This window comes from Lentibacillus halodurans, from assembly GCF_900112045.1.
Classification (GTDB): domain Bacteria; phylum Bacillota; class Bacilli; order Bacillales; family Amphibacillaceae; genus Lentibacillus; species Lentibacillus halodurans.
The window spans coordinates 122,494-143,545 of sequence record NZ_FOJW01000003.1; the positions used below are offsets into that span (position 1 = coordinate 122,494).

The window sequence follows — 21,052 nt, forward strand, 5'->3', positions numbered from 1 at the left end:
ATAAAATCTGACAAACGTGGATGAATTTCTATGGCTCATATTTTATTCTGAATAATCATTTGTCCTCTTAAAGCCCATTTTTAATGTGGAATCATAAAGCGGCGTAAAAAAGACCAGCACGGAATTTATTCGCGCTGGTCTTTTTCTTCTGTTTCTCTTTGGAATTCTTTCAGTAAAGCAATCATGTGCCGGATTTCAGAAGAGGTTAATTCATCTGCCCGATTAAGCTGTTCCTTCATAAATGCCATGGACGGGTGCTCTTTTCCTTCTCCTTTTATAAAAAAAGTCGTAATCGAGCTAGTCAGCATTCCGATAATGCCAATCCCTGCCAGCATCAGGATTACAGCAACAATCCGGCCGATTATCGTATCAGGTGAAATGTCACCATACCCGACGGTTGTTGTCGTCACGATTGCCCACCATAATCCATCCGCAAATGAATCAATATTAGGTTCCGTAAACGTTACAACGGTTCCTCCCGCAACGATCATCAGCACAGCGGTGACAATCACTCGGTCAAGGTTGTTTGTTCTGATAATTTGGAAAAATTTAGGGAAGTAGTGTTTCGATATGGCGATTAAACGCAACAATTTGAATAACCTTGCAATCCGGGCAGTTTGAAAAATGGCATCGAGTGGTATGGCCGCAATAATATCGAACGGATTTTTCTTTACATATGCCCATTTATTCCTTGCGGCAACCAGTCTTACACATACATCAATAAAAAATATTGCCCATACAAATCTGTCCAGATAACGAATTGACTGGTTGTCGGACCATATGAATAATACTGATAAAATTGCCAGACAGACAAGCATCACTTCATAAGCTAATGCCAGTTTTGAAAAATTGCGTTCTTCCATAGTACCCCCACGCTGTTTATTCCGCATCATGCACAGGCTCAGGACAAGGAAAGCTGCGACAGCGATGTCCTGCATGTAGAAAAAGATGCTTTCCCTTTTTTCGAGGATGCCTGCTTTCAGCCTTTGTTCCTCTTCAACAGCCGATAAAAGACTCCACTGAATTGAAGTTTCGTTTTATACTGGTAAACTGATTGTAGCATAGAAAAAAAGATATGTATAAAAATCTATTATGGATGCCTATTGATGGATTATATGGCACAATAGAAGTAGTTAACATAGTGGAGGGTTGAAGATGCGGCCGAAAATTGTCCAGGAGCAAACATTACAATTAAAAATGAATCAGTCGCTTATTCAAGCTATTCATTTACTGCAGTTTTCCGGGGTAGAGATGATCGAGTATATCCGGGAAGTCTCCAAAGAAAATCCCTTAATTGAGGAAGTAAGTTTTGATTACGAGATCAATAGTTTTAAACAGGCCAATCCAACCTCTCCCATCGGTGAAATAAACCAGCCGGAACTGACGATGTACGAACAGCTGAAAAGCCAGCTTTACGCAATCAATGTTCCGGATGATTTACGGTCGTCCGTACTTTTCGGCATAGACTCGCTGAATGAGGATGGCTACTTGGATATCGATATGGATTCCTGGGCAAAACAATGTAATATAACAGCTGATCGGGTGGAAGAGGCATTACGGTGGATTCAGATGCTGGAACCTAAAGGGATCGGAGCCCGCAGTCTTCAGGAATGTATTCAATTGCAGCTGCCGGATTCCGGATCACTTTTGGCGGAATTGCTGGCAGATCATTTAGACTGGGTTGCCGGTGAAAATATCGCGGAAATTAGTAATCATTTTCATCTGTCAGAAGAAGCAGTAGCGAATATATTAAAACAGATCCAATCCTGCCACCCAAAGCCAGGACAATTATTAGCCGCGAATGAGACTGAGTATATTATTCCGGAAGCATATATTTATGAAGAAAACGGCAACTGGAACATTTCTTTTTATAAATGGCATGCACCGACCATTGAAATGAACGAATCGTACAGGAATCTTCAAGTGGAGGAAAAACAGGCTGCAAATTTTTTAAAGGAAAAGTTCAACCAGGTTAATTGGCTGCAGCAGGCGATACAATTTCGCAGCAATACATTGGAAAAAGTGATTGAGAAAATCGTTGAAAAACAACGCATGTATTTTGAACATGGTGCTTTTATGCTTCAGCCATTAACATTAAAAGAAATTGCCGCTGAACTGGATGTGCATATATCCACTGTCAGCAGAGCAATTACCAATAAATATGTCCAGACTAGACACGGTGTTATCCCGCTGAAATTTTTCCTGCAATCCGCTGTCAAACAGAGGAATGGGCAGCAAACAGCTTCTTTTGTGATTAAACAATTAGTTGCTGAATTAATTAACGGTGAAAACAAGGAAAAGCCGCTGTCAGACCAGGCTATCAAAAATAAGCTGCGGCAGGAATTCGGCATCACTGCTGCACGCAGAACCGTGATGAAGTATCGTGAGCAGCTAGGCTTTCCTGCGTCAACGAAGCGTAAATAATGGAGGAAACAGAATGCGAAATATTATATTTTATACAAAAGAAAATTGTTCCTTATGTGATCAAGTACTGTCGATGCTAGAATTATTGTGTCATGATTATCCGTTTGAAATCGACAAGCTCGATATTTATTCAAATGACGAATGGCTAGAACGATATCAATTGCTGATTCCCGTTGTCCAAATCAATGACACAACGCTTACCTATGAAGAGATCAGTTATGAAGCGCTGGAGCGAGCGTTAAGGGAAGCCGGCGAAAAGAAGTAAATCATTTGTATAAAACAATATCTGTGATAAAATAATGAATGCAGGAAAACTCATAAACATATTTTTTTGCCATTGGCGGGACAAATTGTAATCATCCGGGACGAATTATGACCAGTGAAGGAGTCTTTTCATGCAGGAATTGATTGACATACAGAAGAAATTATACCCTGACTTGCTGGAAGTTATACAAGAGCGGTATATGCTCATGCAGCATATAGAACGCCTGCAGCCGATTGGCAGGCGTTCCCTGTCTGACAACACGAAACTTACCGAACGGCATGTGCGCAGCGAAGTGGATGTTCTGTCCAGACAAGGGTTGATCAATATGTCATCAAAAGGAATGCTATTAACTAAAGAGGGAAAATTAGTTATTGACCAGTTAGCAGTATTCATGCATGAAATGATGGGTCTGAGCGTTTTAGAAAGACAATTGAAGGATATATTACAACGGGACAATATTGTAGTTGTTCCCGGTAATAGCGATGAACAGGAATGGGTAAAACAAGAAATGGGAAAAGCATGTGTGACATTTTTGAAGGAAAATGTATCATCAGACCGGACCATGGCTGTTACAGGCGGCACGACAATGGCTGCAATTGCTGAGATGATGAGCCCTTTTGACGGAGATACCGAATGCTTATTTGTTCCTGCCAGGGGTGGTATCGGCGAAAAAGAGGAAAATCAGGCCAATACGATCGCTGCCAAGATGGCAAGACAGGCAAAAGGCAGTTACAGACTGCTTTACGTCCCGGATCCGTTAAGTGAATCCTCGTACCGAACGATGATGAAGGAACCAGCTGTGATTGACATTTTAAAGATTATCCAAGGTTCTGACATTGTGCTGCATGGAATTGGGGATGCGATCACCATGGCGAAGCGACGTAAAACGTCGAATGATATTATGCGGAAGCTGAGGGAAAAAGAAGCTGTCAGTGAGGCATTTGGTTACTATTTTAACGCTGCCGGCGAAGTTGTCCATAAGGTGAGGACGATTGGGATTCATTTGGATGACTTATCTGAAAGCAGTCAGCTAGTTATCACTGTAGCAGGCGGAAAGTCGAAAGCCCGGGCTATCACATCGTACTTTAAGCAGGGCAGAAGTGACCTGCTCATAACCGATGAGGCAGCAGCAGAAGCGATTTTAAGGGAAAACCCTTCCCTTTAAAATAAATATTTGACTTGAATCAATTAGGAGGAATTATACATGGCACTAAAAATGGGAATCAATGGATTTGGCCGTATCGGACGCAATGTTTTCCGTCAGGCTTTAAAAAATGACGAGGTAGAGGTTGTAGCTGTCAATGACCTGACAGATGCGAACATGCTTGCACATTTATTGAAGTATGATTCAGTTCACGGCAAGCTGGAAGAAGACGTAACGATTAATGGATCGAACATTGTGGTAGGCGGAAAAGAAATAAAAGTACTCTCAGAGCGCGACCCTGCTGACCTTGGTTGGGGCGATCTTGGCGTGGATATCGTTATTGAATCAACTGGCCGCTTTACGCAGCGTGATGATGCGCAGAAACACCTTGATGCAGGTGCGAAAAAAGTCGTCATTTCAGCACCGGCTAAACAGGAAGACTTGACAATGGTCATGGGTGTGAACGAGCAGGATTACGATCCAAGCGAACACCATATTGTTTCCAATGCATCATGTACGACCAACTGTCTTGCCCCACTTGCGAAGGTATTACATGAGAAATTCGGTGTTCAGCGCGGTCTGATGACGACGGTTCACTCCTACACGAATGACCAGCAAATTCTTGATCTGCCGCACAAGGACTACCGCCGTGCACGTGCAGCAGCACAAAATATTATTCCGACAACGACAGGTGCTGCTAAAGTGGTTGGTAAAGTACTGCCTGATTTAGAAGGCAAATTGAATGGGATGGCAGTCCGGGTGCCAACTCCTGATGGCTCACTGACTGACTTGGTTGCTGAATTGGATCAAAATGTGACCGAAGAAGAAGTCAATGAAGCGTTTAAAGCAGCCGCCGAAGAAGAAGGACTGAAAGGAATCCTAGGCTACAGTGAAGATCCGCTCGTTTCCAGCGATATCGTCGGCAATACGTATTCTTCCCTGTTTGACGCCCAGTCAACGATGACGCTTGAGGACAACATGGTAAAAGTCGTTTCCTGGTACGATAACGAAATGGGCTACTCTGCACGCTGTGTTGACCTGGCTGTTTATATCAGCAAACAAGGACTATAATATGCATATCAGGGGGAGGGCCATCCTCCTCCTTTTTCTGATCCCCTGCGGAAAGCATGTGTATTTCAACGACGATCCAGATAACAACAATTCATAAGAAAAGCTTTCTGGTTTTACAATACATACTTGATTAACAGGAGGAGGTTTTGGCATGAATAAAAAAACACTTCAAGATCTTGATGTTAATGGGAAAAAAGTGTTTTGCCGTGTTGACTTCAATGTACCGATGAAAAACGGTGAAGTCACCGATGACACACGAATCAGGGCTGCACTGCCAACGATTGAACATTTGTTAGAAAAAGGAGCGGTCGTTATTTTGGCAAGCCACCTTGGACGGCCAAAGGGTGAAGTGATTGAAGAACTGCGGCTTGATCCGGTGGCCGAACGATTAAGTGACCTGCTCGGAAAAGAAGTGGTTAAAACGGATACGGTTTATGGGAAGGAAGTCAATGAGGCTCTCTCACAAGTCAGTAATGGTGACGTTGTATTAATTGAGAATGTCCGTTTTGACCCCGGTGAGGAAAAAAATGATCCATCCCTCATCCAGGCTTTTGCGGATATGGCTGACTTGTATATCAATGATGCATTCGGGACAGCTCACCGGGCACACGCCTCAACAACAGGAGTGGCGGAAAAATTGCCTGCAGCAACTGGGTTTTTAATGGAAAAAGAAATTGAAGTACTCGGCAAAGCACTGGAAAATCCTGACAGACCATTTACAGCGATCATCGGCGGTGCCAAGGTTAAAGATAAAATCAATGTGATCGATCATTTGCTTGATAAAGTCGATAACCTGATTATCGGCGGTGGTCTTGCCTATACATTTGTCAAAGCGCAAGGCTATGAGATTGGAAAATCATTATTGGAAGAAGATAAAATCGAGCTGGCGAAAGATTTTATGCAAAAAGCGCAGGATAAAGGTGTCCGTTTTGTTATGCCGGAAGATGTCGTTGTTGCAGATGATTTTTCGGAAGAAGCCAACACGAAAATAGTTGACATTGAAGAAATACCTGCCGATTGGGAAGCATTGGACATTGGTCCAGCGACGCGCGAAAAATATAATCAGATTGTGAAAGATTCTAAACTTGTTATCTGGAATGGACCAATGGGTGTGTTTGAATATAATGCCTTTGCCGGTGGAACGAGAGCCGTTGCTGAAAGCCTGGCCGGTACAGAAGGATACACGGTTATCGGCGGTGGTGATTCCGCTGCGGCAGTCGAAAAATTAGGTTTTGCGGATGATATGGATCATGTTTCAACAGGCGGTGGAGCATCCCTGGAATTTATGGAAGGAAAAGTTCTGCCAGGTGTGAAGGCACTTGACGACAAATAGTTTTGGAGAGGTGATACAATGCGCAACAAAGTAATTGCCGGAAATTGGAAAATGAATAAAGTATTGTCTGAGGCTGATCAATTCGCCGATTCGGTCACGGCAAGTCTTCCGAATGATGATAACGCTGAAGCCATTGTTTGTGCACCATTTCCGTTTTTGCCATCGTTAGTCGAAAAAGCTAAGGGAAGCGATTTGAAAATCGGTGCGCAAAATATGCACTTTGAAGAAAGTGGTGCATTCACCGGTGAAGTAAGTCCGGTTATGCTGAAGGACCTTGGTGTCACACACGTGGTGATTGGTCACTCGGAACGTCGTGAACATTTTGCAGAAACGGATGAAACAGTTAATCAAAAAGTGCATGCGGCATTCAATCATGACCTGACACCGATTGTTTGTGTCGGTGAAACGCTTGAACAGCGGGAAGCCAATGAAACGATGAACCATATCGAAAACCAAGTACAGAAAGGTTTGCAAGGGCTGAGTGATGAGCAAGTTTCATCGACTATCATTGCATATGAGCCGATTTGGGCGATTGGCACCGGGAGAACAGCGTCAAGTGAGGAAGCTAATGAAGTGTGTACCCAGATCCGCAACATTGTTCAAGACATAACATCGGAAAACGTTGCAGAAAAAGTTGTCATTCAATATGGCGGAAGTGTCAAGCCAGCCAACATAGATGAACTCTTGAGTCAGTCCGATATCGATGGCGCTCTTGTCGGAGGTGCCAGTCTTGAACCAGCGTCATTTCTGCAGCTTGTGGAGGCAGGTACAAAATGACTAACAACAAATTAGCTGCATTAATCATTCTCGATGGATTCGGTCTGCGTGACGAGAAGAAGGGAAATGCCGTCAAGCAGGCGCACATACCTAATTTTGACCGGTATTGGAACAAGTTCGCCCATCATCAATTGAAAGCGGATGGTAAAGCAGTTGGTCTTCCTGATGGACAAATGGGCAATTCAGAAGTCGGTCACCTGAATATTGGAGCAGGCAGGATTGTATACCAAAGTCTGACCCGGGTCAATCTATCCATTAAGGAAGGCGAGTTTTTTGAAAAAGGTGCTTTCCTAAAGTCTATCCGGCATGCAAAAGAGAACGGTAAAGCTTTGCATATTTTCGGATTGCTTTCTGATGGTGGTGTCCATAGTCACATCAACCATCTCTTCGCCCTGTTGAAACTGGCAAAAGACAACGATTTGGAAAAAGTATATGTGCATGCATTTCTCGACGGACGTGATGTCGGGCCACAAACAGCGAAGGAGTATATTGAACAGACAGAAGAAATGATGAACCAATATGGCGTCGGACAATTTGCCACCATTTCTGGCCGTTATTATTCAATGGATCGTGATAAGCGCTGGGACCGTGTCAAAAAAGCGTATGATGCAATGGTTTACGGCGAAGGGCCAACTTACCGGAACCCATATGATGTAGTAGATGATTCCTATGAAAACGGCATTCATGATGAATTTGTCATTCCGTCAGTTTTGACCGACGAGAATGATAATCCAGTCGGTAAAGTGAAAGACGATGATTCAATCATTTTTTACAATTTCCGGCCTGACCGAGCGATTCAAATATCCCGTACATTTGCCAATGATGACTTCCGCGATTTTGACCGGGGTGAACATCCGCCGAAAAACCTGGACTTTGTGATGCTCACTGAATTCAGTGAAGCGATTGATGGATATGTTGCCTATAAACCGGTCAACCTTGATAATACAGTCGGAGAAGTTTTGTCACAGCATGATTTGAACCAGCTGCGCATTGCGGAAACGGAAAAATACCCGCATGTGACGTTTTTCATGAGCGGTGGACGCGAACATGAATTTCCGGGCGAAAAGCGTGTGCTGATTGATTCGCCGAAAGTGGCCACCTATGATTTGAAGCCGGAAATGAGTGTGTATGAAGTGACGGATTCTTTGCTTGAAGAACTTGATGCCAAAGCGCACAATGCCATTATCCTGAACTTTGCCAACCCGGACATGGTCGGTCATTCAGGGGATTTGGAGGCGACTATCAAAGCCGTTGAAGCTGTTGATGAATGTTTGGGTAAAGTCGTTGATAAAATTTTGGAACTGGGCGGCCATGCAGTTATTACGGCCGACCATGGCAATTCAGATGAAGTGGTCACACTCGAAGGCGATCCGATGACAGCCCACACGAAGAATCCAGTTCCGGTCATCGTCACAAAAGCAAATGCTGAACTCCGCGATGACGGAATTTTAGCTGACTTATCACCGACATTGCTGGATTTACTGGATATTGAAAAACCGGCAGAAATGACCGGTGAATCATTAATTAAAAAATAGAGGAGTGGTTGGAATGCCATACATTACAGACGTTTATGCACGCGAGGTGCTTGATTCCCGCGGTAACCCGACAGTTGAAGTAGAAGTATTTACTGAATCTGGTGCATTTGGTGCAGCTTTAGTGCCAAGTGGTGCCTCAACTGGCGAATATGAAGCGGTTGAGTTGCGTGATGACGATAAAAACCGGTATTTGGGCAAAGGTGTGCAAAAAGCTGTTGAAAATGTAAATGATGTGATTGCCCCTGAGCTGTTGGGGGTTGATGTAACACGACAAAATATCATTGACCAAATCATGCTTGAGCTTGACGGGACAGAAAACAAGGGTAATCTTGGGGCTAACGCAATCCTTGGTGTTTCCATGGCTGTCGCACAAGCTGCATCAAGCTACCTGGAACTGCCGTTATACAACTATTTGGGCGGCTTTAATGCCAAAACACTTCCAACGCCGATGATGAACATTTTAAATGGGGGGGAGCATGCAGACAATAACGTTGATATTCAGGAGTTCATGATTATGCCTGTTGCTGCCTCAACATTTAAAGAAGCACTGCGGACCGGTGCAGAGGTTTTCCATTCCCTAAAAAAAGTGCTGAAATCCAAAGGCTATAATACTGGTGTCGGTGATGAAGGCGGTTTTGCACCGAATCTTAGTTCCAACGAAGAAGCACTTGGCACCATTGTTGAAGCCATTGAAGCTGCCGGATATAAATCAGGTGAAGAAGTCAAGCTGGCTATGGATGTCGCTTCCTCGGAAATTTTTGAAGATGGCAAGTACCATCTTAAAGGTGAAGGTGTTGTCCGTACGGCTGCAGAGATGGTTGACTGGTACGAAAATCTGATTAATCAATATCCAATTATTTCGATTGAAGACGGACTTGATGAGAATGATTGGGAAGGCCATAAACTGTTGACCGACCGGATCGGTGATCGTGTACAGCTCGTTGGCGATGATCTGTTTGTGACCAATACCAGCAAGCTTTCCCAAGGCATTGAACAGGGTGTCGACAACTCCATCCTTGTTAAAGTAAATCAGATTGGTACGCTGACTGAAACCTTTGAGGCAATCGAAATGGCTAAACGTGCCGGCTATACAGCTGTTATTTCCCACCGATCCGGCGAAACGGAAGACGCAACCATTGCGGATATTGCGGTTGCTGCAAATGCGGGACAAATTAAAACTGGTGCACCATCCCGCACCGATCGTGTGGCAAAATACAATCAGCTGCTCCGTATTGAAGATGAACTCGCAGGCATGGGAGAGTATGCCGGACTGGATGCTTTTTATCAGTTGAAAAAATAAACATGTGAAGTTACTGGAGACGGATTTTCCGTCTCTTTTTTTATGCTCAGCTAGCACCCCAATGCCACACCTGTTATCCATCTCGTAAATCTTTTTTTCAAGTGATGCCCTCTTTTGTATAACTACAAAAGATTGTAATGGTAAAAAAGGGGCATTGATTTGACATTTTTTCGGGTATAGGACAAATTTATGGTTGAATAAAGTTAACTGGGCAACTATTCCAATTTTGGGAGAGGATATATGTGGCACAAAAGGTGTTGGTGTTCGGGGATATTGGCATTGATGATACTATTGCATTAATATATGCCTATTTTGACGCCGCAATCGATATTGTTGGTGTCGTAGCTAATTATGGGAACATTCCCAGGGAGAAAGCTTTGGCAAATGTGAATTATGTCAGAGAACTGTTTGATATTGAGCCATCTGTTCAGGTTATTTCAGGTGCACACATTCCTATGACAGGAGAAGATCCTGTATTTCAACCCGAAATTCATGGTGAGTACGGGCTAGGTCCAATTGAACCGCCGCTTGTGACCAATGACGGTTTGGTAGAAAATTTTTTTGAGGCCGTTGAAATTATAAAACAGTATCGTAATCAGGATTTAGCGATTGTTAATATGGGAAGGTTAACATCACTTGCCACGATGTTTATCAAGTATCCGTCTATCATGGAAAATGTACAGCGTTTTTATATGATGGGAGGTGCGTTCTGGGTTCCAGGCAATGCTACGGCAGTGTCGGAAGCGAACTTTTACGGTGATCCAATTGCAGCACAGCTGGTTTTGAAAAATGCATCTAATGTAACGATTATTCCGTTAAATGTTACGCGACAGGCCATTGCAACACCGCAAATGGTAGATCATATCAATCAGGTGGGAGAGGCGAAAATTGTAAAGCCGCTGTTGGACTATTACTATAATTTCTATAAACAACGGAATCCGAGGATACAAGGGAGTCCGCTGCATGATGTCGTAACATTAATGGCAACTGTTTATGATGAAATGTTTACATTCAGATATTTACCGGTTGATATTATTCAAAGCAGAAATGGTGTTGAAAGAGGTCAAAGTATTGCTGATATCAGACCGTATGGCGATGTGTTGGAGGGCAAAGCTGAAGATGAAAAACATCACCGTATTGCATTAGATCTTGATTACTGGCAATTTTATAGTTATTTTATGTCCATTATGACTGGGCGGGCGTTTCAATGAATGGCATAATAAATGGAAAGAGCTTTTGAACGAGGTGATCCCCATCGATATGTTAACAGCCATCAAAACACGCAGGTCTATTTATAACTTTAAACGTGAAGAAGTAGACCAATCTATTATGCAGGACATTTTTACTTATGGGTCTTATGCACCGACACATTATATGAAAGAACCGTGGAATATAAAGCTTTATGAAAAGGAAGGAAAGACAAGTTTTGTTGATGCTATAATAGCAAGCTATCAGCGGATAGGTATGCTGAAATCTGGTGATGATCCAAAGACACGAAACATGATTAAATCTATGAGACAATTTTTATTGCAGATTCCGCATCATGCATTGATTTATTTTCGAAAGGAAGAAGATCCTGTCCGATATGAGGAGGAGTATGCCAGTATTTGTGCATTTATTCAAAATGCGCAGCTTGCCGCCTGGGAATATGGGGTCGGTATGCTCTGGACGATTACGCCATATATGCATGATGAAACATTTCTTGAGGATATCGGACTGGACAGCAGGAAAGAAAAAATTGCAGCCGTCATGCAGATGGGCTATCCGGAAAAAATACCTCATGATAAAGGAAGAACCCCCATTACTGATAAACTGGAATTTATTTCGAGATGAACTTTGGGTTGAGGAATGATTATTTATAGAGTGAGTAAGAAATTTGCTGAATGGGTAGATATTAACAGAACAGAAAAGGAATCGACAGAAGAGCAAGAATATCAACAGAAGAAAGCGGAAATCAACAGAAAAAAATGAATCGACGGAAAGGAAAGTGAAAAAATTAGTAAGACAATGGCTCAAATCATAAAACGCCCGGAAATCATATTAGATTCCGAGCGTCCATCCGTTATTCGGTTTTCTCTTTGACAAATTCGACTACTTCTTCAGCAGTACCCATAGATAAAAATTTATTTTTGCAGGAAGCCATTTTTTCTTGCGACAGTCCGCGGATCTGCGTGCGTGCCGGGAGAATGGATGTTGCGCTCATGCTGAATTCATCAAGTCCGAGTCCGAGCAATGCAGGGATTGCAATCGAGTCACCGGCCATTTCACCGCACATGCCAACCCATTTATCTTCGGCGTGTGCAGCTTCAATCACCGTGCTGATCAGATTTAAAATCGCCGGATGGTAAGGCTGATACAAATAGGATACACGCTCATTCATGCGGTCAGCTGCCATTGTATACTGAATCAGGTCATTGGTACCGATGCTGAAAAAGTCAACTTCTTTGGCAAACTGTTTGGCGATCACAGCAGTTGATGGAATTTCGACCATGATACCAACTTCAATATCATCAGATACGCTGATACCTTCGTCTTTCAGGTTTTGCTTTTCGTCCAGCAGAATATTATTTGCCTGCTGAAACTCTTCCAGTGTCGCGACCATTGGGAACATAATTTTTAAATTGCCGTGTGCACTGGCACGAAGCAATGCTCGGAGCTGCGTACGGAAAATATCCTCATTTTCCAGGCAGAAGCGAATGGCGCGGAACCCTAAAAATGGGTTTAGTTCCTCAGGCAAGTCCAAATAGCTTAATTCCTTATCCCCGCCAATATCTAACGTGCGGACGACAACCGGTTTATCTTCCATTTGCTCAAGCACGGTTTTATAGGCATCATATTGCTCATCTTCTGTAGGTAATTGGCTTTTTCCCATGTATAAAAATTCAGTGCGATATAAGCCGATTCCCTCTCCTCCGTTGGCAAGGACACTTGCAACATCGTCCGGTGTACCGATATTCGCTGCCAGTTCTACTTGCTCTTTATCAGCTGTAATGGTTGGCTCATCCTTCAATTCGGCCCATTCTTCTTTTTGCTTGTCGAAGTTTGCCTGTTTTTTCTTGTAGGATGCCAATTCATCATCAGAAGGATTCAAAATAACTTTTCCTTCAATCCCATCGACGATAACCATATCATTGTGCTGAACTATATCCGTGATTTCCTTAGTGCCGACTACAGCGGGTATTTCCAGTGATCTGGCCATGATCGCTGAATGTGATGTCCTTCCGCCAATATCCGTTGCAAAACCCTGGACAAATTCCCGATTCAGCTGTGCAGTATCGGATGGGGTTAAGTCTTTGGCGATGACAATTACTTCCTCATCGATCAGCCCCGGATTGGGAATTGTGACCCCAAGCAAGTGTGCCAGCACGCGTTTTGCAACGTCCTGAATATCAGCAGCACGTTCCCGCATATATTCATTATCCATATTTTTAAACATGTCGATGAACATATTGGTTGTCTCTTCCAAAGCGGTTTCAGCTATCACATTTTCGTTCCTAATCTTATCTTTAATCGGGTTAACCAGTTCCGGATCATCCAAAACGAGCAAATGGGCTGAAAAAATTTCGGCATGTTCATCTCCCATTTCCTTCCTGGTATGCGCCCGTATTTTTTCCAGTTCTTCTTTGGCTGTATCGAGCGCTTTTTCCAGACGTTCGACTTCTTTATTTGGATCATCGATTGATTTTTTTTCATATGTTAATTCCGGTGTGACAAGCTGATACGCCTTGGCGATCGCAATTCCATTCGATGCGGCAATTCCTTCAATCATGATATTGACCAACCCTTCGATAAAAATTTACTCCATTCTACATTTTACATGTTTGTTCGGCATCAAATCAAGAAATCTTGCTTGTCAAACCAATGACCCAGTTTAACAGAATCCGGTAAATTTCATCCCGGTTCCGTTCATTTAATAATTCATGCCGACTTTTTTCAAATAAAATGGTCATGATGTCGTTGAGTCCTGCATCATTGTACAATTCCGCTGTTTTCCAGACCCCTTTTGCATAGTCACCGACAGGGTCTTCATTTCCGCCTGCGATGAGCATTGGCAGGTCGGAGCGAATTTGCCGGTTCCTTTTTTGGTCATGAATCAGTGTCAATCCGGTCATTAAATCTTTAAAAAACCCTGCTGTTGGAATGAATCCGCAGTATGGATCATCAATGTACGATTGAATCATTCTGTCATCACGGGAAAGCCAGTCTAATTTTGTTTTTTTGTTTTGAACACGCTTGTTAAATGATGAAAAGACCAGTGCATTCATCAAGCCTGATTTTTCTTTTGGCGGCAGATTTGCAGCTATTCTCCGCGCTGTTTCACTGGTGAATCGGGAATAATGGCCTGTTCCAGTCAATATAACGCCATCGACAAGTTCGCTATGCACTTGAATGAAATGTCTGGTTAAAAACGATCCCATACTATGCCCTAGCAAAAACAGTGATGTGTCCGGGTAATGCTGTCTGATTTGTTTAGTGACTGCATACAAGTCATCCGTTACCGTTTCAAATCCGTTTTCGTCAGCAAAATATCCGAGTATCCCCTGTTTTTCACCGGTTTTGCCGTGTCCGCGGTGATCATTTCCATATACAAAAATATTGTTTTCAACCAAAAAATCAGCAAAATCATCATAACGCCCAATATGTTCTGCCATACCGTGGGCGATTTGGACAATTGCTTTCGGCTTGTTTTCAGGGGTGAACCATTTTTTTACATATATTTTGATGTTGTCAGGCTGTGTGAACCAAAATGTCTTTTCCATTGTTTATCATCCATTCTGAAACATGTCATTATTTTTATGATAAACGAAAATCCGGATACGTCCAAAATTAAGCTCAAGATCACTTGCGATGGATGACGGGGTTGTGCTAAAGTAAATTGTAGGTATATAGTGTTTCTGACTGGGGGTGCGCTTTATGGCAAGTTTGATTCATATCGCATTGTTGATTGATGCCGTTATTATGGTTGTATTAATTTTATTGCAATCGGGAAAAAGTGCCGGACTTTCCGGAGCGATTTCGGGTGGAGCCGAGCAGCTTTTCGGTAAACAAAAAGCACGGGGAGCAGATTTGTTTTTACATCGGGGGACAATCGTTACCGGCGTACTGTTCTTTGTTCTGGCTTTTTTGAGTGCGTATATTTTGCAGTGAACTCAAACCCTTATCGCAAATGGCGATAAGGGTTTATCTATCCCACATCTAACTGGCAGCAGGCCCTTATCTGATTAAACCAAAGAAATAAATGGGGACAACTGCCAGGCAGATCAAAATGCGACGTCCTGTGCGTCGTAATGTCCGATTCGTTCATCTATCAATCAGTGGACAAAATATCTTCTCGATGATTGAAGGTTCACTCTATTTTCGCAATTTAATAATAGGGGAAGGTACATGATATGAACTAGGAATGATAGAAGGAGATGAGATACATCATGAACATTAAATTACCGAAGCCTTTTACGTTTGAAGCCGGTCCGCGTGCGGTATTGTTATTGCATGGATTTACCGGCCATTCAGCCGATGTGCGCATGCTGGGGCGGTTTTTGGAGAAAAAGGGATACACAAGCCATGCACCGATCTACCGCGGACATGGAAAAAAGCCTGAGGAGCTGGTAAAAGCGAGTGCGGATGAATGGTGGGAAGATGTCATGAATGCATTTAACCATCTAAAGGAACTGGGGTATAAGGAAATAGCGGTTGCTGGGTTGTCACTTGGCGGTGTGTTGGGTTTGAAACTCGCATACTCTGAACAGGTGAAGGGCATTATTCCAATGTGTGCACCGATGTTTTTTGATAACGAAGACGAACTGACGAAAGGGTATAAGTTTAAAGCAACCGAGTTTAAACAGCTCGAGGGGAAAGATAAAGACACGATTCAAAAAGAGGTGCAGGAACTCGTTGACAATTCTCGTGATATGTTTTCGGATTTAGCTGACCTGATCACCGAGGTGAATCAACATATTGATACGATTTACATCCCAACGTTTGTCGTGCAGGCGCAGCAGGATGAAATGATTAATACGGACAGCGCTCAATACATTTATGATAATGTGGAAGCCAATCAAAAAGACATCAAATGGTATGAGGAATCAGGTCATGTGATTACGATGGACAAAGAAAAAGAACAACTGCATGATGATATCTATCAATTCCTCGAATCACTTGACTGGAGCGAATGATTATAATTAAGAAAAAACGTGAATAATAGCAGTAGAAAGAAGGTGAGAACATGGATGAAACTATGCAGGAGAAATTACGTGAGTATTTTAATGAACATAATGACAAACCATTAGCAGTAGGTGAACTGGAGGAAGCACTCGGCTTGCAGGACGCCGTCGAATTTAAGGAACTGGTCAAGGCATTGAATGCACTTGAAGAAGCCGGAGAACTTGTGCGAACCCGCAAAAATCGCTTTGGACTTCCGGAAAAAATGAATCTCATCCGCGGCAGAATACAAATGCATGCCAAAGGATTTGCTTTTTTGATTCCGGATGATGACAGCCAATCAGATGTGTATATCCACCATTCTGATCTGGCATCTGCTATGAATAATGACAAAGTAATGGTACGAATTGAAAAGCGAAATGACGATGGTAACAGACCAGAAGGAACGGTTATCCGGATTTTGGAGCGGGCGACTCATCAGGTCGTCGGAACGTTTGAGGATAATAAATCGTTCGGGTTTGTCGTTGCTGATGATAAACGAATTCCGAATGATATTTTTATTCCAAAGAGCATGACAGGCGGTGCAGTGAGCGGACATAAGGTGATCGCCCATATTACGAAATTTCCGGAAGGCCGCATGAGTGCAGAAGGTGAAATTGTCCATATTCTTGGGCATAAAAATGACCCAGGGATTGATATCATATCGATTATTCATAAACACGGTATCAAGATTGATTTTCCGGAAGAGGTGCTTGAACAAGCCGCAAATACACCGGATGCGATTGATCCGGCGGAAATCGAAAACCGCCGTGATTTAAGAGATGAACAGATTGTCACGATTGACGGTGCAGATGCGAAAGACTTGGATGATGCGGTATCTGTTAAAAAATTGGATAACGGCAACTACAAACTTGGCGTTTATATTGCAGATGTGAGTTATTATGTGGAGGAAAACTCTCCGATTGACCAGGAGGCAATCGAACGTGCTACGAGTGTCTACTTGGTTGACCGTGTCATTCCGATGATTCCGCATCGGTTGTCAAATGGCATTTGTTCCTTAAACCCACAAGTGGACAGGCTCACACTCGGCTGTGAAATGGAAATGAGTGCAAAAGGCGAAGTAGTGAATCACGAAATTTTCCAAAGCGTGATCAGGACGGATGAACGCATGACATATCATGATGTGAATAAGATCCTGGTCGACAGGGATGAAGCAGTCCGTGAACGGTATAAGCCGCTCGTTCCAATGTTTGAAGACATGGAAACATTGGCTGCAATACTGCGCGACAAACGGATGGATCGCGGTGCCATCGATTTCGACTTTAAAGAAGCCGAAGTACTGGTCGATGAAAGTGGAAAACCGGAAGATGTCATACTCCGCGAACGGTCTGTTGCCGAACGGTTGATTGAAGAATTCATGCTGGCAGCAAACGAAACGGTTGCGGAACATTTTCACTGGATGGATGTTCCATTTATACATCGGATTCACCAGGATCCGGATGAAAGCAAGCTTCAGCACTTTTTTGAATTCATCGCTGGACTAGGCTATGTCGTTAAAGGTACAGCAAATGAAATTCATCCCCAAGCACTGCAGAAATTGATAGAGGAAGTGAAGGGCAAGCCTGAAGAAATGATCGTCTCCAAATTGATGCTGCGCTCGATGCAGCAGGCAAAATACGACCCGCAAAGTATCGGGCACTTCGGACTGGCGACTGAGTTTTACACCCATTTCACATCCCCAATCAGGCGTTATCCTGATTTGACAGTTCACCGGCTGATCAGAACGTATTTGATTGATAAACAGATGGATGCAAAGACGATCAGTCATTGGAAGGAACGGATGCCGGATATCGCCCGTCATTCATCCGAAATGGAGCGGACTGCGGTTGATGCCGAGCGGGAAACGGATGACTTGAAAAAAGCCGAGTTCATGCAGGATAAAATTGGTGAGAAATATACCGGCGTGATTAGCTCTATCACCAATTTCGGCTTGTTTGTGGAGCTGGAAAATACAATTGAAGGGCTGGTTCACGTCAGCTACCTGACCGATGATTATTATCATTACGATGACCGTAATCATGCGATGATCGGTAAACGTACGGGCAATATGTACCGGATCGGTGAAGAAGTCGATGTGCGGGTTGTCAAAGTAAATATTGATGAACGTGTCGTTGATTTTGAGCTCGTAACAACCAAGCAGCCTAAGAAGAAAAGCAAGCAAAAGATCAAGGCGAAAAAAGTGAAAAAGTAAGAAGCAGAAAAAAGGAAAGACTAATGTGATGTGTACGAGCATCATGTTAGTCTTTTTTTATTTTCTAACAAAAAGGGTTGCATTTTGTGTTGTGGAGGAATAGAATATAACTGTATCTATAAAAGTTTCCTTAGGTAAACAATTGTTAATAAGAACAACAAAGAAGGTGAATGTAACATGTCGCAGGAGGTTATTATTGCGTTTTTGTTTACGCTATTTGCGGGCCTGGCAACTGGTATCGGCAGTATACTGGCTTTTTTTGCAAAAACAACCAATACCAAATTCCTGTCGTTTGCACTTGGTTTTTCTGCTGGTGTAATGATTTATGTGTCTATGATCGATATTTTTGCGAAAGCACAGGAGTCATTGGTTGGCGTATTGGGAGAAGAGGGCGGTAATTGGCTGACTGTGGCTGGCTTTTTTGGCGGGATTCTGCTGATTGCCTTAATTGACCGGTTCATCCCGAAACACTCTAATCCGCATGAAACAAAAAAAGTAGAGGATATGCGAAAGAACGGTACGACAGTGAATGATCCCGCTCTGTTAAAAATGGGGACGTTTACGGCACTGGCCATTGGTATTCATAATTTTCCCGAAGGCATTGCCACATTTATGTCTGCCATACAGGATCCGGCACTTGGGCTGGCAATCGCATTTGCTATCGCCATTCACAACATCCCTGAAGGTATTGCCGTATCTGTACCGATTTATTATGCGACAAATGATCGGCGCAAAGCATTCCGCTGGTCTTTTCTATCTGGAATTGCTGAGCCGATCGGTGCCGTCGTTGGATTTCTGATATTGATGCCATTTTTGAATGACATCATGTTTGGGGTTATTTTTGCTGCAGTTGCCGGTATTATGGTGTTCATATCACTTGATGAACTGCTGCCGGCAGCCAAAAAATACGACGAAGCACACGTATCGATTTACGGACTGATCGGTGGAATGGCTGTTATGGCACTGAGTTTGTTGTTGTTTATATAATTTAATTAAAAATAGTCTTTGTTAAAGGGTGAGGCTAGGACACAATTAAAACTTTCCACGCTAAAGACAGGGCAGAGGAAGTACAGCATTTTACTTTTTCAACAGTCACATTTGTCTTGGTGCAGCCTTCCTTTTATTCTGATGTTAGTTACGTGCGATCATCATTTGCTCCGGCAGCATACTGCGCTTTCCATGGGCATGGCCTCAGCCTCCCCGGAAAGGGCGTATTTTTCCGCAGCGACCATCATGCACTCACCAACAAAAGCATGGAAGCAAGCAAATCTAAGACCAAGTGACTTCTCCGTTGATTGATTATGCGCAATAAATTTTCAAACATACCTCAAAAGATAAATACGAACTATTTCACTCATAGTGGAATCATCGTTCGGATTTACCTTTGGCTAATATACTTTTGTCCCAGGCGGATTTTTGATATTTGGTGAAGGAAGTCAGACTTTGAACGAACTAGTATGTCATGTTCGGTTTTATGATTTGAGCAGGAAGTGTATCCGATACCATTTAATACAAACAAGTCAAGAAATAAAGACGGGGTTGGAAAACATATTGAATCCAGGTAATGTATTGATTTTTGGTGGGACGGGAATGCTTGCAGAAGCGACCGGATGGATTGCAGCTCATGCTAATCATACGATTGCTTTTGAAAGGAATAGACAACGTTTAGATCTATTAAAGAAAAAGTATGGTGAACATGAACTTGAAGTCAAGAAATTGGATTATACCGACACATTAGCTTTAGAAAACGAGATAAAACATGCACATATGCAGCATAATACGATAATTATGTTTGGCGATTGGATTCATAGTACTGCTCCAACTGCTATTCAAACCATAAAGACAATGATAACCAAACGTCAAACACATCAGCCATGATCGTTAATCCTTATTAAAGGCAACAGCAGTAATAGATCGCATATTAAAAAAACGGAGATTCGTTTCCCGAAGAATTGTCATGTAAAGGAAGTCCAATTAGGTTTTATTGATAATGGTTCTGCTTCCAGGTGGTTAACGCATCAAGAAATATGAGAGGGTGTCATTCAAGCAGTCAAAGGAAGTAAAACGAAGATGATCGTTGGCACATTGGAATCATGGGAAAAAAGACCATGATAAAAGAGAAGGTGGGGAGCTAAAGACAGCTGAAGTTTCCGGCCATGTCAATATGAAGAACGGTGAAATAGGCACTATACAATACGTTGAATGAAGTGGATTTTGCAATACATTGTAGACCGAAAACGAGCCCATTGCCAATTGGCACAACGACTTTTTTCTGTTAAAATAAGTTGGCACGCAAGTAGTGGGAGGAAGTATGTATGCCGAAAGGAAATGGGAAAACAATCGCTCAGAATAAAAAAGCGAGACATGATTTTTTTATAGAAGAAACGTATGAAGCTGGCATTGTTTTGCAGGGAACGGAAATCAAATCAATTCGTGCCGGCCGTATCAATTTGAAGGATTCCCATGCAAGGATTGATCATCGGGGTGAAGTACAGCTTGTCAATATGCACATTGCACCATACGAGCAAGGGAATCGGTTTAATCACGATCCGACACGTTCACGGAAGTTGCTGCTTCACCGAAAAGAAATTGATAAATTAGTTGGTCTAATGCAGCAAAAAGGTTATTCGCTTGTACCGTTGAAAGTGTATATCAAAAACGGTGTTGCCAAAGTATTGGTTGGCGTTGGGAAAGGGAAAAAGAAATATGATAAACGAGAGGATCTGAAACGAAAGCAAATGAAGCGTGACGCTGATCGTGCTGTTAAGGAAAGCTTGCAGTAAACTCGCCGGC

The 21,052-nt window shown here is 42.8% G+C and carries 19 protein-coding genes; 16 read left to right on the forward strand and 3 right to left on the reverse strand.

Annotation, left to right across the window (positions count from 1 at the left end):
* Positions 1 to 125 precede the first annotated feature (125 nt).
* The gene (locus BM195_RS04985; protein ID WP_090234518.1) at positions 126 to 863 is read right to left on the reverse strand and encodes a potassium channel family protein; all 738 of its coding nucleotides are present in this window, start codon (positions 861 to 863) and stop codon (positions 126 to 128) included.
* Positions 864 to 1,155: 292 nt separating this feature from the next.
* On the opposite strand from BM195_RS04985, the gene rpoN reads away from it, so the two are divergent.
* The 10 genes from rpoN (at position 1,156) to BM195_RS05035 (ending at position 11,682) form a co-directional block, all read left to right on the forward strand.
* A complete protein-coding gene (gene rpoN, locus BM195_RS04990) occupies positions 1,156 to 2,424 on the forward strand; it encodes an RNA polymerase factor sigma-54 (protein ID WP_090234522.1) in 1,269 nt (422 codons plus the stop codon).
* A 13-nt stretch (positions 2,425 to 2,437) separates the two neighbouring features.
* The gene (locus BM195_RS04995) at positions 2,438 to 2,689 is read left to right on the forward strand and encodes a glutaredoxin family protein (RefSeq protein ID WP_090234524.1); all 252 of its coding nucleotides are present in this window, start codon (positions 2,438 to 2,440) and stop codon (positions 2,687 to 2,689) included.
* 130 nt (positions 2,690 to 2,819) lie between these two features.
* The gene (locus tag BM195_RS05000) at positions 2,820 to 3,854 is read left to right on the forward strand and encodes a sugar-binding transcriptional regulator (protein ID WP_090234526.1); all 1,035 of its coding nucleotides are present in this window, start codon (positions 2,820 to 2,822) and stop codon (positions 3,852 to 3,854) included.
* Between the two features lie 39 nt (positions 3,855 to 3,893).
* Positions 3,894 to 4,904, forward strand: coding sequence for a type I glyceraldehyde-3-phosphate dehydrogenase (gene gap / locus BM195_RS05005; RefSeq protein WP_090234528.1), 1,011 nt, complete (start codon positions 3,894 to 3,896; stop codon positions 4,902 to 4,904).
* A 151-nt stretch (positions 4,905 to 5,055) separates the two neighbouring features.
* Positions 5,056 to 6,237, forward strand: coding sequence for a phosphoglycerate kinase (locus BM195_RS05010; RefSeq protein ID WP_090234530.1), 1,182 nt, complete (start codon positions 5,056 to 5,058; stop codon positions 6,235 to 6,237).
* A gap of 18 nt (positions 6,238 to 6,255) precedes the next feature.
* Positions 6,256 to 7,014, forward strand: a complete 759-nt coding sequence (tpiA, locus tag BM195_RS05015) for a triose-phosphate isomerase (protein WP_090234533.1) — start codon at positions 6,256 to 6,258, stop codon at positions 7,012 to 7,014.
* Positions 7,011 to 8,549, forward strand: a complete 1,539-nt coding sequence (gene gpmI / locus BM195_RS05020; RefSeq protein WP_090234536.1) for a 2,3-bisphosphoglycerate-independent phosphoglycerate mutase — start codon at positions 7,011 to 7,013, stop codon at positions 8,547 to 8,549. The genes tpiA and gpmI overlap by 4 nt, the downstream gene beginning before the upstream one ends.
* Before the next feature lie 13 nt (positions 8,550 to 8,562).
* Positions 8,563 to 9,849 (forward strand): phosphopyruvate hydratase, encoded by a 1,287-nt coding sequence (eno, locus tag BM195_RS05025; protein ID WP_090234538.1) that lies wholly within the window; start codon positions 8,563 to 8,565, stop codon positions 9,847 to 9,849.
* 242 nt (positions 9,850 to 10,091) lie between these two features.
* Positions 10,092 to 11,060 carry a nucleoside hydrolase gene (locus BM195_RS05030; RefSeq protein ID WP_090234542.1) on the forward strand — a complete coding sequence of 323 codons (969 nt, stop codon included), beginning with the start codon at positions 10,092 to 10,094 and terminating at the stop codon, positions 11,058 to 11,060.
* 49 nt (positions 11,061 to 11,109) lie between these two features.
* Positions 11,110 to 11,682: a nitroreductase family protein gene (locus BM195_RS05035; protein ID WP_170848157.1), complete on the forward strand. Its 573-nt coding sequence runs from the start codon at positions 11,110 to 11,112 to the stop codon at positions 11,680 to 11,682.
* A gap of 229 nt (positions 11,683 to 11,911) precedes the next feature.
* Here the strand turns inward: BM195_RS05035 and ptsP are convergent, their stop codons facing one another.
* Together ptsP and BM195_RS05045 are read right to left on the reverse strand one after the other, a co-directional pair.
* Positions 11,912 to 13,618 carry a phosphoenolpyruvate--protein phosphotransferase gene (gene ptsP / locus BM195_RS05040; RefSeq protein ID WP_090234545.1) on the reverse strand — a complete coding sequence of 569 codons (1,707 nt, stop codon included), beginning with the start codon at positions 13,616 to 13,618 and terminating at the stop codon, positions 11,912 to 11,914.
* Between the two features lie 67 nt (positions 13,619 to 13,685).
* Entirely contained in the window at positions 13,686 to 14,609 is a 924-nt protein-coding gene (locus BM195_RS05045; protein ID WP_090234547.1) for an alpha/beta hydrolase, read from the reverse strand.
* Between the two features lie 154 nt (positions 14,610 to 14,763).
* On the opposite strand from BM195_RS05045, the gene secG reads away from it, so the two are divergent.
* The 6 genes from secG (at position 14,764) to smpB (ending at position 21,042) form a co-directional block, all read left to right on the forward strand.
* Complete coding sequence (secG, locus tag BM195_RS05050) at positions 14,764 to 14,997, forward strand: preprotein translocase subunit SecG (protein WP_090234550.1); 234 nt, start codon at positions 14,764 to 14,766, stop codon at positions 14,995 to 14,997.
* Between the two features lie 278 nt (positions 14,998 to 15,275).
* Positions 15,276 to 16,022, forward strand: a complete 747-nt coding sequence (locus tag BM195_RS05055) for an alpha/beta hydrolase (protein ID WP_090234553.1) — start codon at positions 15,276 to 15,278, stop codon at positions 16,020 to 16,022.
* A gap of 50 nt (positions 16,023 to 16,072) precedes the next feature.
* Positions 16,073 to 18,259 (forward strand): ribonuclease R, encoded by a 2,187-nt coding sequence (rnr, locus tag BM195_RS05060; protein WP_090234555.1) that lies wholly within the window; start codon positions 16,073 to 16,075, stop codon positions 18,257 to 18,259.
* A gap of 177 nt (positions 18,260 to 18,436) precedes the next feature.
* Positions 18,437 to 19,246, forward strand: a complete 810-nt coding sequence (gene zupT / locus BM195_RS05065; protein ID WP_090234557.1) for a zinc transporter ZupT — start codon at positions 18,437 to 18,439, stop codon at positions 19,244 to 19,246.
* A 456-nt stretch (positions 19,247 to 19,702) separates the two neighbouring features.
* Positions 19,703 to 20,137 carry a Rossmann-fold NAD(P)-binding domain-containing protein gene (locus tag BM195_RS05070; protein ID WP_090234560.1) on the forward strand — a complete coding sequence of 145 codons (435 nt, stop codon included), beginning with the start codon at positions 19,703 to 19,705 and terminating at the stop codon, positions 20,135 to 20,137.
* Positions 20,138 to 20,574: 437 nt separating this feature from the next.
* Positions 20,575 to 21,042, forward strand: a complete 468-nt coding sequence (gene smpB / locus BM195_RS05075; protein ID WP_090234562.1) for an SsrA-binding protein SmpB — start codon at positions 20,575 to 20,577, stop codon at positions 21,040 to 21,042.
* Positions 21,043 to 21,052 lie beyond the last annotated feature (10 nt).

Coding starts and splice junctions, on each gene's coding strand:
- BM195_RS04985 (WP_090234518.1), bottom strand. CDS start 863: ATGGAAGAACGCAATTTTTCAAAACTGGCATTAGCTTATGAAGTGATG.
- rpoN (WP_090234522.1), top strand. CDS start 1,156: ATGCGGCCGAAAATTGTCCAGGAGCAAACATTACAATTAAAAATGAAT.
- BM195_RS04995 (WP_090234524.1), top strand. CDS start 2,438: ATGCGAAATATTATATTTTATACAAAAGAAAATTGTTCCTTATGTGAT.
- BM195_RS05000 (WP_090234526.1), top strand. CDS start 2,820: ATGCAGGAATTGATTGACATACAGAAGAAATTATACCCTGACTTGCTG.
- gap (WP_090234528.1), top strand. CDS start 3,894: ATGGCACTAAAAATGGGAATCAATGGATTTGGCCGTATCGGACGCAAT.
- BM195_RS05010 (WP_090234530.1), top strand. CDS start 5,056: ATGAATAAAAAAACACTTCAAGATCTTGATGTTAATGGGAAAAAAGTG.
- tpiA (WP_090234533.1), top strand. CDS start 6,256: ATGCGCAACAAAGTAATTGCCGGAAATTGGAAAATGAATAAAGTATTG.
- gpmI (WP_090234536.1), top strand. CDS start 7,011: ATGACTAACAACAAATTAGCTGCATTAATCATTCTCGATGGATTCGGT.
- eno (WP_090234538.1), top strand. CDS start 8,563: ATGCCATACATTACAGACGTTTATGCACGCGAGGTGCTTGATTCCCGC.
- BM195_RS05035 (WP_170848157.1), top strand. CDS start 11,110: ATGTTAACAGCCATCAAAACACGCAGGTCTATTTATAACTTTAAACGT.
- ptsP (WP_090234545.1), bottom strand. CDS start 13,618: ATGATTGAAGGAATTGCCGCATCGAATGGAATTGCGATCGCCAAGGCG.
- BM195_RS05045 (WP_090234547.1), bottom strand. CDS start 14,609: ATGGAAAAGACATTTTGGTTCACACAGCCTGACAACATCAAAATATAT.
- secG (WP_090234550.1), top strand. CDS start 14,764: ATGGCAAGTTTGATTCATATCGCATTGTTGATTGATGCCGTTATTATG.
- BM195_RS05055 (WP_090234553.1), top strand. CDS start 15,276: ATGAACATTAAATTACCGAAGCCTTTTACGTTTGAAGCCGGTCCGCGT.
- rnr (WP_090234555.1), top strand. CDS start 16,073: ATGGATGAAACTATGCAGGAGAAATTACGTGAGTATTTTAATGAACAT.
- zupT (WP_090234557.1), top strand. CDS start 18,437: ATGTCGCAGGAGGTTATTATTGCGTTTTTGTTTACGCTATTTGCGGGC.
- smpB (WP_090234562.1), top strand. CDS start 20,575: ATGCCGAAAGGAAATGGGAAAACAATCGCTCAGAATAAAAAAGCGAGA.